12 protein-coding genes are annotated in these 16929 nt (G+C 55.9%); 3 read left to right on the top strand and 9 right to left on the bottom strand.

The genetic code is table 11. The annotated features are described in order from the left end of the window. Positions 1–161: 161 nt before the first annotated feature. The gene (locus MHH78_RS02755) at positions 162–2747 is read right to left on the bottom strand and encodes an S-layer homology domain-containing protein (protein WP_445668082.1); all 2586 of its coding nucleotides are present in this window, start codon (positions 2745–2747) and stop codon (positions 162–164) included. A 214-nt stretch (positions 2748–2961) separates the two neighbouring features. Between MHH78_RS02755 and MHH78_RS02750 the strand changes: the two genes are divergently transcribed. Then, entirely contained in the window at positions 2962–5322 is a 2361-nt protein-coding gene (locus MHH78_RS02750) for an AraC family transcriptional regulator (RefSeq protein WP_341166497.1), read from the top strand. A gap of 12 nt (positions 5323–5334) precedes the next feature. Then, positions 5335–6987: an ABC transporter substrate-binding protein gene (locus MHH78_RS02745; protein WP_341166496.1), complete on the top strand. Its 1653-nt coding sequence runs from the start codon at positions 5335–5337 to the stop codon at positions 6985–6987. 482 nt (positions 6988–7469) lie between these two features. Here MHH78_RS02745 and nikE read toward each other — a convergent pair whose 3' ends face one another. The 6 genes from nikE to MHH78_RS02715 all read right to left on the bottom strand — a co-directional run bounded on the left by nikE (position 7470) and on the right by MHH78_RS02715 (position 13192). Then, complete coding sequence (gene nikE, locus MHH78_RS02740; protein WP_341170262.1) at positions 7470–8288, bottom strand: nickel import ATP-binding protein NikE; 819 nt, start codon at positions 8286–8288, stop codon at positions 7470–7472. A gap of 20 nt (positions 8289–8308) precedes the next feature. Next, positions 8309–9133, bottom strand: a complete 825-nt coding sequence (locus MHH78_RS02735) for an ABC transporter ATP-binding protein (RefSeq protein ID WP_341166495.1) — start codon at positions 9131–9133, stop codon at positions 8309–8311. A 19-nt stretch (positions 9134–9152) separates the two neighbouring features. Continuing rightward, positions 9153–9983 carry a nickel ABC transporter permease subunit NikC gene (gene nikC / locus MHH78_RS02730; RefSeq protein ID WP_341166494.1) on the bottom strand — a complete coding sequence of 277 codons (831 nt, stop codon included), beginning with the start codon at positions 9981–9983 and terminating at the stop codon, positions 9153–9155. Then, positions 9980–10927 (bottom strand): nickel ABC transporter permease, encoded by a 948-nt coding sequence (gene nikB / locus MHH78_RS02725; RefSeq protein WP_076081891.1) that lies wholly within the window; start codon positions 10925–10927, stop codon positions 9980–9982. Before nikB ends, nikC begins: the two co-directional genes overlap by 4 nt. A gap of 22 nt (positions 10928–10949) precedes the next feature. Beyond that, positions 10950–12569, bottom strand: coding sequence for a nickel ABC transporter substrate-binding protein (gene nikA / locus MHH78_RS02720; RefSeq protein WP_341166493.1), 1620 nt, complete (start codon positions 12567–12569; stop codon positions 10950–10952). A 263-nt stretch (positions 12570–12832) separates the two neighbouring features. After that, positions 12833–13192: an ArsR/SmtB family transcription factor gene (locus MHH78_RS02715; protein ID WP_036728009.1), complete on the bottom strand. Its 360-nt coding sequence runs from the start codon at positions 13190–13192 to the stop codon at positions 12833–12835. Between the two features lie 141 nt (positions 13193–13333). Here MHH78_RS02715 and MHH78_RS02710 point away from each other — a divergent pair, with 141 nt between their 5' ends. Then, positions 13334–14746 carry an MFS transporter gene (locus MHH78_RS02710; RefSeq protein ID WP_341166492.1) on the top strand — a complete coding sequence of 471 codons (1413 nt, stop codon included), beginning with the start codon at positions 13334–13336 and terminating at the stop codon, positions 14744–14746. 90 nt (positions 14747–14836) lie between these two features. On the opposite strand, the gene MHH78_RS02705 is transcribed toward MHH78_RS02710, so the two are convergent. Beyond that, positions 14837–15004, bottom strand: a complete 168-nt coding sequence (locus tag MHH78_RS02705) for a CxxH/CxxC protein (RefSeq protein WP_063829067.1) — start codon at positions 15002–15004, stop codon at positions 14837–14839. A 102-nt stretch (positions 15005–15106) separates the two neighbouring features. Continuing rightward, complete coding sequence (locus tag MHH78_RS02700) at positions 15107–16903, bottom strand: M3 family oligoendopeptidase (protein WP_341166491.1); 1797 nt, start codon at positions 16901–16903, stop codon at positions 15107–15109. Positions 16904–16929 lie beyond the last annotated feature (26 nt).

Raw genomic sequence — 16929 nt, 5'->3', positions numbered from 1 at the left:
ATTGTCCCGCATTGTGATGAATGCACGCAAAACGACACCCAAAGTGGCTAAGTGACTGTAACCATAGCAAAAAGCACAAGCCAGCGGCTTGTACTTCCTGCTTTCTATCCATAAGAACTGACCTACTCCTGTCACTCACTTGCAGCTAACAACCCTGCCGCTTACACCCCCGCAATCAAAGCCTTAACCGAGCTGTCGCTCTGCAGCGCGCGGATGATTACAGCTACCGCTTCGGCACGGGTAGCCTGACTCTTTGGCGCGAACGCTGAAGCAGAGATGCCCTTCACCAGATTGGCCGAAGCAGCCTGGCGGATGGCGTCAGCCGCCCAGTAGCTGCTGCTGACATCCTTGAAGCTTACCGGAGTGCCGGTCTGGAGCACGCCGAGATCAAGCACACTGCCAATGATTGTGACCATCTCAGCGCGGGTAATGGTCGCGCCCGGCTTGAAGCTGCCGTCCGAGTAGCCGGTTACGATGCCTTTGTCTGCCAAGACACCGATATAGCCTGCCGCCCAATTGGAGGCTGTATCTCCAAATTTAGAGGCCGCCGATGTAGTGCCTAGCCCGAAGGAACGGGCGATCATCGCCGAGAATTCGGCTCTGGTCACCGGCGCATCCGGCCGGAAGGAGCCGTCTGCATAGCCGCTGATGATCTGCAGCTTCACGGCTGTAGCGATGGTGCTGCTGCCCCAGTGGCCTGCGGTATCCTTGAAGCTGATGCTCTGATTCTTCGTGGCTGCAATAGCTTCAGTCACGGTCTTGTACACCGCTTCTCTGCTGACCACTCCGGATTGGAACGGATCAACTCCGCTCTGTGGCTGTTTCTCCGGTTCAGCAGGAGTAGTGCTGCCATTCCCTGGAGTGGTGCCAGTGGTCCCTGGTACTGTTCCGGTATTTCCAGCCGGAGTACCCGGCGTTCCGCCGCCAGTTCCACCGCCGGAACCAGGATTCCCGCCGCTTGTCGTATCTGTAATACTAAGCGCAATCTGATCGCTCAGGTAGACGACCTGGGCGTTATATTTGCTTGGCAATCCTTCAACCTGCACGGAAGTAAACTGCCCGCTGCGCTGATTGACGCCATGTGTAATGAGCGGAATCAGGCCGCTGCCTGGAACGTAGCTGTTCGCGAAGTTCACCTTCAGCTTCCCGTCAGCCTTCACCTCACCCTTAATCTCAAGGACATCGTCTGCTCCGGTAAGGCTCAGTACAAGCGTACCTTCGGAGGCCTGGGTGAAGCTGCCGCCAATCACTATTTTACCGTAGACGTTCTCAACTACAGAGCCGCCGGTATTCGTCACATTCCCTTTGCCGAAGGCTGTTGCCGAGTCGCCTTCCAGGACACCTGCGTTCACCTCAGTACCGCCGGAGTACGTATTGTTGCCCGCCAGCTTCAGCGTGCCTGTACCCTCCTTGGTCAGTCCGCCCGTCCCGGAGATATCATTCCGCCAGCGGTCTGCGGCATGGAAGCCGCCCTTTGCAGCGTCCATCGCTACCGTTACATGCTCAGCGAATGCACCGTACCCGTCAGCAGCGGCGAACAGGTTCAATCGTCCCCAGCCTTCTGGATCATCCAACAGCGGATAACCGGAAGGGAGTGCCGTTGTTACGAGAACTGCTCTCCGCTGATCTGCACTCAGGTAAGGCAGGCGGGTCTCCAGTAAGACCTCCGCTCCCTTAGGAGCAACGGCAGGCTCAGTCGTGGAGTGAATCTGCGGGAAGCCATAGGTTAGCCGCTGGGTGTACTGGGCCTTATTCTTCGCATAATCCGTGAACCGGTCTTCTGCGGTACCCGTCTGTGTAAGCAGCACTTCATGAGCCTGAGTATAGGCCGCCTGCTTCAATGCCGCATTATCGGGGTCATTCAGCGCTCCTGCTGCGAAGGCCATGGCCGTCACCCGTCCGCCCATAACATCCAGCGGCGAGTGCATCCCGGCGACGACCCGGTTGTTGCCCATCTCCGAGGCCCGGGCCATCAGCTCCTGGAAGCGCTCAGGTACAGAATACGCCAGAGCTAGGGCTGCCAGATAGGAAGCGTTGGTATGTCCGCTCGGGAAGCCGCCGTCTGTGGCAGGCGTACTGCTTCTCGCCGGCACCAGCGTCGGCACAATGACGGAGGTATCCTTCCAGCGGAAAGGACGCATGTAGCTGTAGAAATTCTTGGCCTGACTCGTTGAAGCATAATTGCCGCGGACAATCCCGATCAGGTCCACCATTTTGCCCAAGCTGGAATTGGAATCGCCTGCCTTGTTACTGTCATTGCCGTCACTATATTTCACGGAAGTGGCATCATCAGGGATGCTGTTAATGGTCGTGAAGGTTCCTGACATCGAACGGTACACCTCAGACAACGGTCCAAGGCCGTCAGCCGCTCCATAGGTCTGGTTCCGCCGGTCATCGTAATACGCAGCCTCCTCCTCTGCCGGAGTACGGGTCTTAGACAGATCCGCCACATATTGAATGTTGTAATTCAGTACATCGGGATTCTTCATCTTCCCGGTATCCCAGGTGGCGCCCGGTGTCCAGAGATCCAGGAAGCCGGAGAGAACACCGATCGAGGGGTTGGAATACACCGCCGTATTCACAGGTGTGTTATTCTTATAAGTATCTACGAAATGTCCCCATGCCGGGGCAGCCGGCAGCACGGTTAATGAATGATCCGTGGCCGCCTCTGCAGGATGTAGCGCGATAGAATTCGTGAGGAGTACCAGACCTGCCGTAACAGACAACAGCTTTCTTTTCAACTTCAAGTTCAATGTGTCAGCCCCTATCTTGTTATTTTGATTGCCTGAATCGGACTCAATATAGCACCTGCCTCCACCGCCGCTCAATAACACAATTTCGCAATTCTATGATTTTGGGAACAATTCAGCTTTTTTCCGGCCATTTTACATGGATTTAACATGAATCCCGAACAGATTGGTGAGGGGCTAGTGTATAATCCGCCTGGGAGGAGAATACATCTTGCGAAAATGGAACTCTGCCTTTGCCGCCCTTGCCGCTTCATACATCTCTGTTGTGTTAGTCATTGTCCTCTTGCTCTGCTCTGCCTTCTATCTGTATTTCTCGAACCATTATAAGGAAGAGCTTCAGGGCCGCAACCGGCTCATCCTTGACAATACCGCCCGTACCCTTGAAGCTTCCGTGCTTCAGCGGGTCCAGCAGATCTATCTGGAAGTCTCTCTGAACCAGCGGGCTGCGCTCCGTATGCTGCCAGATGCTTCACTTCCAGCGAATCTCAGCAAGGTAAGCAGTCTCCAGGAGTCGCTGAACATGCAGGTATCCAATCATTCGGACCTGATTCAAGCCGTACATCTGTATGCTCCCAGGCAGCACCTCCTGCTGTCCTCGCTGTATGGGCTGAAATTCCGTGCGGACCAGCAGGCGGGTGCCGACTACTGGATGGATTGGGTGAATGGCATGAACCTTAATTCCCGTAACAGCCTCTGGACGGAGGCCCGGTTCGTGCCGGACGATATCGTCTCCAGCATCCCCGGCGGCAGCGGCAGCCAGCTGATCACCTATGTGCACAGCTATCCGTTCCAGTCCCCTGGGGCAGCCAGTGAGCTGCTGATTGCCATTGACCTGAAGGAGAGTGCACTGCGCGCCATTCTGCAGAATATGATGCCTGCCCGCTATCAGAGCAGCTTCATTGCTACGCCCTCCGGCGGGATTGTGGCCGGCTCGAATCCGGATGCTGCAGCTCAGGCCGACACCTATGCGGCCAGTATCTCGAATGCGCTAGCCTCTCCTGAGACATCCGGGAACATGAGCCAGGAAATTGGAGGCAGCACCTACGTCATTTCCTATCAGGACCTGCCGACCACCGGGTGGAAGCTCTTCAGTGCGGCTCCGGCGAACCTTTTCTATGAGAAATGGCTCGTTGTCCAGAGGGTCATCCTCTCCCTGTGTCTGCTTGCTCTATTGGTAGGAATCTGTCTGTCCGGCATTCTGGCCAAATTGAATTACAGTCCGCTTAAGCGGCTGCTTCGCACTATTAAGGATCTCTACGGCCCGGGGCCTGAGGTGCCAGGAGTGCGGGGACAAGCCCTTAACGAATTCGGAATTATTGATTCCGCCTTTAACCGTCTGAACGACAAAGTGACCACACTGGAGGGAGCGCTTGAGGCCAGCAGTCCGCATATCCGGCAGAACATGATCCTGAATCTCCTTCAGGACAGCCCTGCGCAAGGCAGCGTAACCGTAGATCCGCGATTCCTGGGACTCTCTCCGGACCACCGTCATTACTGCTGCCTGCTCCTCAACACCCGTGGAGCCTACGCCCGCATGAGTCTAAGCGGCTTGCAGGCAGCCATGAGCGGGATGACCGGGACGCTTGAGGCGATCCGGCTTCACGGAAGCCGAATTCTGGCCGAGGAGCTGCCGGACAAGCAGACGGTTGTCATTATCAGCGCGCGCGAAGCCTCCGGGACGCTGCTCGAACAGCTCTCGGACCGGATTACAGCAGCGGCGGAGCAGCAGTTCCAGCTGAATATTCAGCTCTCGCAGGGCTGCTGGGTGGATGCCATCAGCCTTCTTCACACCAGCTACGCTGAAGCGCAGACCTTAATGAAATATGCTTATTTTCTGCCGGAGAGCAGGATCTTGAAGGACCGGGAGCTGCTGAAGAGGGAGCAGAGTCTTGACGAGATTCCGCAGCCTGTACTGATGAGATTCAAGGACAAGCTGCAGAACCGGCAGCTGGATGAGACTCTGGCCGCGCTGGAGCAGCTGATAGCCGTCATGCGGGAAGGCAGCTACCCGGCGGATTATTGCCACTTCGTGCTGGCGAACACCGTATTTATGTACTCGGATTATCTGAAAAGCATCCGCTACACCCCTTCCGCACACGGGCCTCTGGATCTGTATAACGAATATATTGCCCTGCCGGATATCCGGCATTTGCAGGAGTGGTTCGCCGCTTCCATCGGCATCTTCATTATGGAGACGCAGAAGCGGAACAGTGACCGCGCACTCTCGACCATTGAAGCGGCCAAGGCCTATATCGGGGAGCATCTGTCCGGGGATCTATCGCTGGATGCCGTATCCGCCAAGGTCTTCATCAGTCCCAAGTATCTAAGTAAGCTGTTCAAGGAAGAGCTGGGGATCACCTACACCGATTATATTACCGGCATACGGATGGAAGAGGCCCGGCGGCTGATTGAGAACAACAACATGTCGATCGAACAGATTGCCGGTACGGTCGGTTATGGAACGACTCCGTACTTCATCAAGCGCTTCAAGGAGATCTACGGCTGTACGCCGGGGAATTATCTGCGAACCGTGAATACACTGCCGCCGCAGGCGGAGATTAGCATGGGATAAGGAGGGTGCCTTATGTATATGTATAAAAGATTAATGCTCTTGCCCCTCCTGGGGCTGATCTGCGGCTGCAGCGGGCAGCCAGCTTCCCTCTCGTCTGCGCCTGGACAAGAGCTGCTGGATCCATCCGTTTCCGCTTCTGATTCTGCTGATTCTGTTCTTCCCGCTGCCTCTGCCCCGAAGCTCAAAATCTCCTGGACCATGCATCAGAATCTGCCGGTTGCGGAGGATGCAGTAATCGTGCGGGAGCTGGAGCAGAAGTTCAAAGTAGATCTGGAATTCTGGAATCTGCCGAATAACAAATATGAATCCCTGCTCGACCAGAGGCTGGTGCAAGGCAGCATTCCCGACCTGTTCCGGGTCCGGCAGACCCAGGATCTGCTGAAGTACCAGCAGCAGGGCGTGCTCGCCCCTATTCCTGAGGAACTGCTGAACACCTACGCTCCCAATATCCTTAAGGCTATCCGCGAGAATGCACCCGCCTATCAGCAATATGGCCGCATTAACGGGGCCTATTACGGCATTCCGGTCATTAATCCTACCAATATCTATCGGGTCCCCGTGGTCTACCGGCAGGATTGGCTGGACAAGCTCGGCCTTAAGGTGCCGGACACCTTGGCCGATTTCGAGAAATTCATCTATGCGGCTACGAACGAAGACCCGGACGGCAACGGGATCCGGGACACCTACGGCTTGTCGCAGGAGGGCATGAATGTGGTCTTCGGCGCATTCGGACAGATGGTCTTCACGGATCAGCTCTACTTCAGCCGGAAGGATCAGGGGCTGGTCATTGGCGCTCTGGAGCCGGACATGCAGGAAGCGCTGCGTTATCTCCGTAAATGGTACCGGGACGGGGTCATCGATCCCGAGTTCATCACCGGGGAGAATAGCGGAGGCTACAAGCATCTGTCACATGCCTTCATTAACGGACGGATTGGCATGACCTCCATGGGCAATTATTATCACTGGACACAGGCAGGGGATTATACGGACTGGAGACTGGATGACCAGAAGGCAGCGAGGCTGGTTCCGGTAGAAGCAACGTTTAACGTCAAGGAGTTAACCGCCAAGCATCCGCTGGCCAAGATCGCTTTCGGGCGGCCCTTCAGCGGTCCGGACGGCAGACGCGGCTCCAAAGCCTACGATATGCTGATGAGCTTCACCGCCATTGGCGCGGATGCCGCCCAGGAGCCGGGCAAGCTGGAGAAAATCCTCCAGCTGCTGGACTACGTCAGCGCAAATCCTGACCCCGATGAAGCGGCATCTCTGCAGTACGGTATTCAGGGGACACACTGGGACTGGGCCGGAACGGACAAGAAGGATATCATCCTGCTGCCGCCGTATAACCATAAGTTCAGCTACCAGAATACGATCGGTGCGGGAATCGGCATGACCCTGCCCATCCTTCCTGCCGGCCGGAGCGAGCAGTGGGCGGCAACCCTGGGGCTGGATCACGACGGCATCTATAATGCCTTGGAGGTGGCTACGCCCTCTCTGATCAGGAACAGCGCTGGATTAATTAACCTAAGAGACCAGGCGTATATTGCCTTCATCACCGGGGAGCGTCCGCTGGAGGAATTCGGAGAGTTCGTGGAGGAGTTCCTGGCGGCGGGCGGAGCGGAGGTACTGGCGGAAGCAAATGAGTCCTATAAGAAGCTTGATCCATAACATAATCTTCCTACCGGGGTGAATAGAATTACCTTCGCGCGAGCACAATGTATGCTGTTTTTCACATACATTCGGGCCATGCGCCTGCGAGTCAGCACAATGTATGCTGTTTTCCACATACATTCGGGCCATACGCCTGCACGTGAGCACTTTGTATGCTGTTTTCCACATACATTCGGGCCATGCGCCTGCGCGTGAGCACTTTGTATGCTGTTTTCCATATACATTCGGGCCATGCGCCTGCGAGTCAGCACAATGTATGCTGTTTTTCACATACATTCTTCCTTTAACTGGTGAAATCAGATACACTCCTGCTCCTCCCGGCGATCCGTCAGCCACATTCAGCAACTAAGTCACTCGACGAATCATTCTAAATAGAAGGATAATGTATAGCGTGCAGCATATAAATTCTATATTTGAACAAAAAGGTGAGCAAGAGGCGAGACCATAGTCTCCTCTATTGCTCACCGAGATGCTTACCGTTATTGTACAGCGTTCCCGGGCAGCTCCCTGTGCCGGTTCCGCGGATGCTCCGCAAGCATGGAATCGAGCAAGCCCCGAACCGCAGGGTGGGAGGACTGCAGGAACTGCTCCTTATTGTCGTTATATTCCACGAGCCTGCCCTGATCCATGACAGCCAGTGCGTCTGAGATCATACAGGCGGCCTTAATATCATGGGTGATGAACAGATAGGACAGGCCGAACGCAGACCGCAGCTCCCCCAGCAGCCGCAAAATTTTCGCCCCATTAATCATATCCAGACTACTAACCGCCTCGTCCAATACGATGAGCTTCGGCTTCAGCGCAATCGCCCTGGCGATATTGATCCGCTGCAGCTGTCCTCCGCTGAACTGGTAGGGCTGCTTCTGCATGTCCGCCGCACTTAGTCCAACACACTCCAGCAGCTCGCCTACCGCCCGCTTCTGCTCCTGAACGCTCAAGGACTCGTAATTGGACAGCGGCTCACCAATAATCTGCTCTGCTGTCATCCGGGGGTTCACGGCAGAATAACAATCCTGGAAGACCACCTGCAGATCGCGGCGGATGGTCCTGCGCGCCTGCGGGCTCAGCTTATACAGATCCTGTCCCTGAATCAGCACCTGGCCCTCGCGGGGCGGCTCCAGCCCGAGAATAACCCGGCCCAGTGTGCTTTTACCGGCTCCGCTTGATCCCAGCAGCCCCAGGCAGGTTCCCTCCTCTATATGAAGAGACACGCCGGACAGCACATTATCCTGCTTCTCCGAACGCCTCCACCGGCGGGATGCAGCATAGGTATGGGTAACTTCCCTGACCTCAAGCATGTATTCTGCCGCTATTCCAGTCATAGCTGGCCCCCTAACTGCGGACTAAGCTGAAGCAGCGGCCTTGCTGCTAGCAGCTCCCGGGTGTATTCATGCCGGGGATGATCGAATAATTCGAATACATCGGCGGTCTCAACAATCCGCCCGTGGTGCATAACCGCAACTTCATCAGCCAGCTCCGCAATGACGCCGAGATCATGGGAGATCAGTAGAATAGCGGTCCCATGCTCCTGCCGCATCCGGTCCAGCTGCCGCAGCACCTGGAGCTGATTGGTCACATCCAGAGCCGTAGTAGGCTCATCCGCAATGATCACGGAGGGCTTCAGGCACAGGGTGAGCGCCAGCATCACCCGCTGGAGCATCCCGCCGCTCAGCTCATACGGATACTTTTGCAGCAGCGCTGCGGGATCGGGCAGATTCACATCGGCCAGGGAGCGGATCGCGCAGGCTCTGGCTTCTTTTTTTCCCAGCTTCACATGTGTACGGATCGACTCCACGAATTGCACGCCGATGGTATACACCGGAGAGAAGGCTGTCATCGGATTCTGCATAATCAGCGCAAGACTACTGCCGCGAAGCCTGCGCATGTCCCTCTCCGGGAGTCCGTTCAGCTCACGGGTATGCAGCCGGATACTGCCTTCGATCACACTCGTCTGCCGGTCCAGCATCTGGAGGAGCGCCAGCGATGTAACGGTTTTTCCGCTGCCGCTGCCTCCCACAAGACCCAGCACACGCCCCGGCTTCAGCTCCAGGTTAACATCCTCTATGAGGGGCAGAACTCCTGCCGCTGTCTCCACAGATACCTTCAGATCCTTCACCTGCAGCACAACTTCCGCTTGTTCCATGATTCGCTCATACCTTCTTTCAGGAGCCTCGTTTGATCCCGTACCGTTCAGACAGCGCCTCGCCCAGCAGATTAAACGAAGCTACAACCATAATAATCATCAGGCCCGGATAGAGCATCAGCTCGGGATGATTGCGGATGAAGGATTTCCCTTCGTTCAGCATCGCCCCCCATTCCGGTGTAGGCGCCTGGACGCCCAGGCCCAGGAAGGACATCGCGGAGATATCCATAATCGCCCAGCCCATCTCAAGCGTCCCAATCACCACAATCGATGGCAGAATATTGGGAATAAGATGCCTGCTCATGATCTGCCAGGGGGAAGAGCCGCTGATCCGCGCTGCCGTAATGAAATTCCGCTCCTTCAGGCTGACAATCATATTCCGGAACATCCGGGCGAAGTACACCCACTGCACCAGCATCAGAGCAATAACCAATTGAGACAGGCCCGGCCCCAGAATCCCGATCAGACCGAAGACCAGAATCATACTGGGAAAAGACATAATGCCATCGCACAACCGCATCAGCACAGCATCCAACCACCCGCCGATGTACCCCGAAACCACTCCTGCGAGCAGTCCCACCCCTAAGGAAGCGGCAAAAATAAGTGCAGCAAAGCCCAGTGAGATCCGTGTTCCATACAGCAGCCTGGATAGATTGTCCCGGCCCAGCTGATCTGTGCCCAGGAGATATTCCCACGAGGGCGGACTGAGCTTCGCTGCCAGGTTCACCCGTATCGGGTCATGCGGTGAGATCCACGGGGCCAACAGGCCGGCAAGACCAAACAGGATCAGCAGGCTGCCGCAGATCATGATCACTCTCTTGCCTTTGAAACGGCTGCTTAAGTTATTCATCCTTGGCTGGCCCTCCCTTTACGCGCAATTCGCGGGTCCAGGAACAGCTGGAGCAGATCGGCTATCAGATTGCTCCCGGCAATCACACAGACCGAGAGCATGACATAGCATTGAATCACCGGAATGTCACGGTTAATGATCGCTTCAATGAAGTACCGGCCGAAGCCCGGCCAGGAGAATACCTGCTCTACGATAATCGCCCCTGTCAGCAGCTTCCCCAGATTGATGCCCAGTCCTGTAATAAGCGGCGCTATGGCAATTCTCAGCACGTATTTATACAGAATCACCCGTTCCTTAATCCCTCTTGCCCGGGCATACCGGACATAAGCCTCCTTCAGCTCCTCCAGGACGGTCGTCCGCAGCAGGCGCGCGTAGATGGCAATCAGCCAGAGTGCCAGGGTAATAGACGGAAGAATCAGGTGCTGCACAGACCCTCTGCCCTCCACAGGCAGCCATTCCAGCTTGACCGAGATGAAGAACATCAGCAGATAGCCGATCCAGAAGACCGGAACACAGGCACCGATATAAGCGAATACCCGGATCACATGATCTATCAGCCGGTTTTTGTAAATCGCCGCCAGCACCCCAAGCGGGATGCTGACCAACAGCGCCAGCACGATACTGGCGGACGCAAGCTGAAGCGTTGCGGGCAGCTTCTGGGCAACCTCTCCCCATACGGGCATATTGGACAGGTAGGAATGGCCGAAATCCAGCCGGAGCAGCCGGCCCATCGATTGAACATATTGCGCCAGCAGCGGCTGGTCCAGCCCGAATTCATGCCGCTTGGCGGCCAGCACTTCCTCATCCGGCTGGATATGGGCCGCGGCCAGATAGGCCTCGGCCGGGTCCACCGGCCCCACCCGGATCATCACGAACATCAGCAATGAGGAGAACAGAATGATGGGGATGATCGCCAGCACTCTTTTTCCGATATATACGCCCACTTAGAACCCTCCTGAACGGCTGCTACTTCTTCTTGGTGCCATGAAGAGGATATTCATCCCGGTTGGACGGGAACTTGAATTCGGTCACATTGTCCCGGTACACCGCCATCTGCTTGATGTAGGAGATTGGAAGGATCGAAGACTGCTCCTGCAGCGTAGTGAGCACAGAGCCGAACAGCCCGGTACGAGCTTTGTCATCTGTGGTAGCCATACCTTCCTTAATCTTCTGGTCAATCTCAGCCTTCATCGGCAAGGCCGCCAGAGTATCCGAGACCCCGTAGCCCGGCTGTACCACGGCAGTCATGAAGGAATGCGGGTCATACGGCGCACCAAACGTCGAATAGAAATTCATATCGAACTCATTGGCCTTTCTGCGCTGGATGTAGACGGTCAGCTCGACGCCGGTGATTCTCAGATTCACACCGATCCCCGCCCATTCAGCTTGCAGAGTCTCCGCCATGGACTTCATCGTCAGATCGGCCTTGTCATACATCAGCTCCAGCTCCAGCGCCTGTCCATCCTTCTCCCGCACGCTTGATCCCGAAGGCAGCTTCCAGCCCGCTTCATCCAGCAGCGCATTCGCCTGCTCCACATCATATTTCACCGGGCTCACCTTGATATCGGCATAAGGCAGATTCGGGGGCAGAATATTATCCGCCTTCTCCTCCAGCCCCAGCGTCACCCCTTCGACCATCGCTTGCTTGTTGAAGCCCATGCTAAGTGCCTGACGGACCTTAAGATCAGCCAGCTTCGGGTTCATGGTATTCAGCACCAGATTGCGGGTTGCGATCGGCTCAGACAGCTTAGTGACGTACTTTCCGGTGCTCTCAAGCTCCTTGTAGGCATCATAGCTGATGAGACCTTCGCCGTAGATCAGGTCCAGATCCCCTTTTTCAAAAGACAGCACACGGGTCTCCGCATCCGGGATCACCTTCACCACCACCTTGTCCACCTTCGGCTTCTCGCCCCAATAGTAAGGATTCGGGGTAAAGGTTGCCGATTCATCCTTCTTATACTCGCTTAACACCCAAGGTCCGGTTCCAATCGGGCTACGAATACCCTTGGACGTATCGCCATCCTCGGGGAAGCCCGCCTCGCCAAGGAAGCGTACCGGCCGCACCACCGCAAGATCGTACAGTGCCGGATAATACGACTCTGTCAGCGTGAGCCGGAACGTAGTGTCATCCAGCGCCTCTGTCTTCTCAATCAGCGGAATCATGCCCAGCCACGTGTGCAGCTTCTTATTATGTAAGACCGCATCCATATTCTTCTTCACCAGCTGTGCGGTAAAAGCCGTTCCGTCCGAGAACTTGACGTTGCTGCGGATCTTGAACGTGTATACTTTGCCATCCTGCGACAGCGTCCAGGATTCGGCCAGAGCCGGAACAAGCTTCCCGTCCTGATAACTGACAAGCGGCTCATAGATCATAGACTGGGCTAACAGCTGGGACGGATTATATAAATGCGGATTCATCGGTCCAATATCCCGGGGCCACGCCATTGTAATAGTCTTCGTAGCTTGCGCGCCTCCGGCAGCCGATGATTTCTCCGTAGTATTCGATGAACAGCCTGCAGCGACCATGGATATAACCAATAATACGAGCAGGCCTTGCAGCAGCCTCTTACCTTTAGATGCGAACATAGCGTTGACTTCCTCTTTTCTAATCGAGAATGATTATCATTACAATTTAAAATATTACTGCACCCGTCACAATTCTGTCAATGGTAACGGTTGTATGCTCTGTACATACAAGTGGAAACGGCTTTGCCGTCCTTTTAAAGGACGGTACCGTTTCGGCGAGAAATAGAAGGATAATGTATAGCGTGAAACATATACATTCTTATATTTTCAAAAAACCACCCCAGAATCTGGAGTGGCGATGATGTCATACGGTATATGATTGTTTATCCCTGCTCTTGCCCTTCCTCTTCCGGCTCCCCGAATCCCTCATCCGGCCCGGGTCTGACGTAAGCCTGCAATACGGAATCCAGCAGCCCGGGGAACCGCTCGTCGAGATCTTCCGTCCGCAGGGACAGAATACGCTGGGTACCCTGCACCCGGGTATGAATGACTCCCGCTTCGCGCAGCGTCCGGGCATGGTGGGTCAGCGTGGACTTGGCAATCGGCACCTTGAAGCTGTTGCAGGACTGCGGGCCGTGGTTACAGATCTCCGACACTACATATAGACGGATCGGGTCGCTAAGCGCATAGAGCACCGAGGCGAGCTGAATGTCCTTGCGGTCCGGATGATGGAGCTGCTTCATGAATAAGACTCCTTCAAAGGATATAATAGCACTTCTTTTCACGATGATTTCCTAATTGCATTTTACATTAGCGCATGCTATATTTCAATAGTTCGTAAGTAATCGAACAATACAATAAAAGAATGAAGGAGTGGCTTTCTCATGACCTCATCACCTGCTTCTGAGGGCGATCAAGAGCATTCAATGGCTGCTCCGCAAGCGGCTCTTCCACGGGAAGGACTGTTAACTCTGCTATTCAGCGTTGCTGTCGTCCTCGTTATTATGAACACAGCGATGTTCAATCTGGCCCTGCCTGATGTAACCGAGACCTTCGGCATCACCGCAGCGTCCGCCTCCTGGATTGTAACCGGGTATTCCATCATGTTCTCTATTGCCTCCATCACATACAGCCGGCTCTCGGACTTCCTGCCGATCCGCCGGCTGCTGGTTATCGGGCTGCTCACCTTAGGGCTTGCTGCTGTGGCCGGATTCTTCAGCACCAGCTTCATTTTCCTGCTGATTGTGCGTATTCTGCAAGCCTCGGGGGCAGGCGCCGTGATGTCGCTGTCCCTTGTCCTGTTCACCCGCTACATTCCGCAGGCCCGGCGCGGCAAAGCCATGGCGACGATTATGTCGGCCGTCTCCCTGGGACTGGGTCTGGGTCCGGTAGCCGGCGGCTCCATTGTGGAATACCTCGGCTGGACCTGGCTGTTCGCAGTCACTGCAGCCATTCTGCTGCTGGTGCCACTGTTCCTGATCCTGCTGCCCAAGGAAGTTCCGGCTCGCGGCTCATTCGACGTTCTGGGCGGGATCTTCCTCGGCGTGGGTACCACCGGTCTGCTCCTGTTCCTGACCAGCGGACTGTGGATCGCGCTGATCGCCGGCATCGCCGCGATTGCCTTATTTGTAGGGCGTATCCGCACGACCCCTGATCCATTCGTGCTGCCAGCGCTGTTCAGCAACCGGCCATATCTGGTACTGGCGCTGATCGGGGTTGCCTCCTACCTGTGCAGCTTCGCTACCCTGTTCCTGCTGCCGCAGATTCTGACTCACCGCTTCGGCTTCAGCGCCAGCCATGCCGGGCTTGTCATCTTCCCGGGCTCACTGCTGGCCATCTTCGTCTCCCGCCTGGTCGGACGGATGATTGACCGCTACGGCAACACCGGAATTCTGCGCTTCGCACCACTGCTAGTTCTGGCCGCCACCGTATTGTTCGCCCTATTCGCCGGACAATCCTGGATCGCCGTTATGCTCGTCTATATGATTATGAGCCTGTCCTTCACTGTACTGTCGAGCAGTGTGTCGAATGAAATCTCGCGTATCCTGCCTGCTTCGCAGATCGGCTCCGGGATGGGGCTTTTCCAGCTGCTGCAGTTCTTCAGCGGTGCCTTCAGCGTAGCGATGGCCGCCAGCGCTCTGGAATGGCAGCGCGGTCTGCCGCTTCAAGCCGCTTACTCCAACATCTACTGGGGCTTGTCGGTTGCGGCAATCGTGGCGATTGGCTCCGCCTTCATCTACCTGCGGGGGAGTGGGCGCGGACCGCTGTCCGAGATGGCGAAAGCCGCAGACTGCTAGATCCGCAACTGCACCATTCGCGCATACGCCCGCACGCCAAAACACCCTGCAGCCTTCACGGCTACAGGGTGTTTCTTATTCCAGCCGTCCTCAGACGACCAGATATTCCGCATTTCGTTCACATTCCGCACATTTCGCCGGCGGGTCCCAGTCCGAGAACTCCGTCTCCTTCAGATCGACTACATCTGGTGCATCCTCGTACTCGTCCACAAATTTGTCGATGGCCAGCTCTACGTGTTCCTTACAGACTACATACATTCAATCAAGCATCCCTTTCTGTGCCGCTGCGGCGTAGACTTATACTACTGTTCTACCACACTTCCCTGCAAAAAGGAACCTCACGCAGCGCAAAATACACTCTTATTCCCGCCCCGCAAACTTCCGGACATCCCCGGCAATGAATCCGAGCGCCTCCTGCCAGAAATCCAGGGAATGCACATCAATATCCATCAGCTTCGCAGCGTCTGCGATGCTCCGGGTACTGGTCGCTGAGAGGAACTGTTCATAACGGCTCACGAATGCCTGCCCCTGCTTTTGGTACTGGGCATACAGCCCCTTGGAGAACAGCAGCCCGAAGGAATACGGGAAGTTCAGGAACTCATTGCCTGCCATATAATACCCGGCCTTGCTAATCCACTGGTAAGGGTGAATGGACCCGGGCAGCACACTATCCCCGTAAGCGGCAGCCATCGACTCCAGCATCAGTGCGTTCAGTTCCTCTAATGGGAGGGGACCGGATAACCGGCGGGCATAGAGCGCGCTCTCGAAGCAGTACCTGGCATAGAAATCGACAATATAATACCCCGCATCCGAGAGACTACGTTCCAGGATCGCATCCGCTTCCTCCGCAGGCAGCGAGTTCAGGAGTTCAACATGAATCAGACTCTCGCAAAAAATCGACGCCGTCTCCGCAATCGGCACCGGATAATCCATGTTGACCATCGTATGTCCCGCGAGGCGGCTGCTATGGTATGCATGCCCAATCTCGTGAGCCAGCACACTCACATCTATATATTGACCGTGGAAGCTTGTTATGATCCGGCTCTCTCCAATCGGGACGATATCGACACACATCCCGAAATTGCCTTTCCCGCTGCGCGGCTCGGCATCAATCCAGCGCTCCCCGAACACCTTGCGGGCGAACCCGCCCAGCTCGGGGCTGAATCTGCTGAACCCCTTGATAATCATCGCCTGGGCCTCAGCATAGGTGACGCGGATTGAAGACTCCGTGCCAATGGGCGCAAAAACATCCCAGAACGGCAGCTGTCCCCCCGAATGCCCCAGCCGCCCAGCCTTCTCGGCATAATACTCCCGGAAGACCGGCAGGCTCTCCCGGATGGCCTGAAGCATCACCTCCAGCGTCTCCTCATCCATCCGCGCTGCTTCCAGCACCTTATGCAGCGGGGAAGCATAGCCCCTCAGCTCATAGATGGCTGCCGCCTCACCGGAGACAGCATTGATACAGGCGGCACTCTGCTCCGCTACGCTGCGGCAAGCCTCATGCTCTGCTTCAGCCGCCGCCCGCCGTACCGCAGGATCGGGGTCGTAGACCAGATTCCGCAGCTCCGCCAGTGTCACACTGCGGGTCACTCCGGCCAGCTCCAGATCGGTCCGCAGTGTAGACAGCGTCTGCATGTACAGCCGCTCCCACGCTTTGGAGCCGGTGTTCTGCATCCGGGCAATCACCGCTTCGCCTTCTGCGCTGAGCATATGCTGCGATTTCCCCTGTAATCCGCGCAGATAGAAGCTATGCTGCTCCAGATAAGCGCTGAAACGGAGACTCCGCTCCAATTCATCCGCGCTTACCCCTGCCAGCCATTTGCTGAAGCGGACCAGAGCTTCCCCCGCCCCGCTGGTCACTTCTTCCAGCTCGTCCATCAGATTGACGGCTTCCTCACACTGGCTGTCCGCACTGAATCGCAGCTCCGCGTAGCTGAACAGACGCAAATATAGCTGTTGATACGCATTATATTGTTTAAGGAACTCTTCCATCAGTTCTGCAGGAGCCTGCCCGCTAACGGGCTGCGAGGCCGACCATGTATTCAGCTCCCCGGCAAGGCTCTCCACCTGCCTGCGGTCCTGCTGAAATCCCTCCGACTCGAACGAGGGATAGATCCGGTCCAGATTCCATGTTAATTCGCATGTTGTTGATTCCATTGATTAATCTCTCCTTATTTATAATC

The sequence above is a fragment of the Paenibacillus sp. FSL H3-0333 genome, from assembly GCF_038002805.1.
GTDB classification, from domain to species: Bacteria; Bacillota; Bacilli; order Paenibacillales; family Paenibacillaceae; genus Paenibacillus_AQ; species Paenibacillus_AQ silagei.
This window is presented reverse-complemented; position numbering and strand designations above follow the sequence as displayed.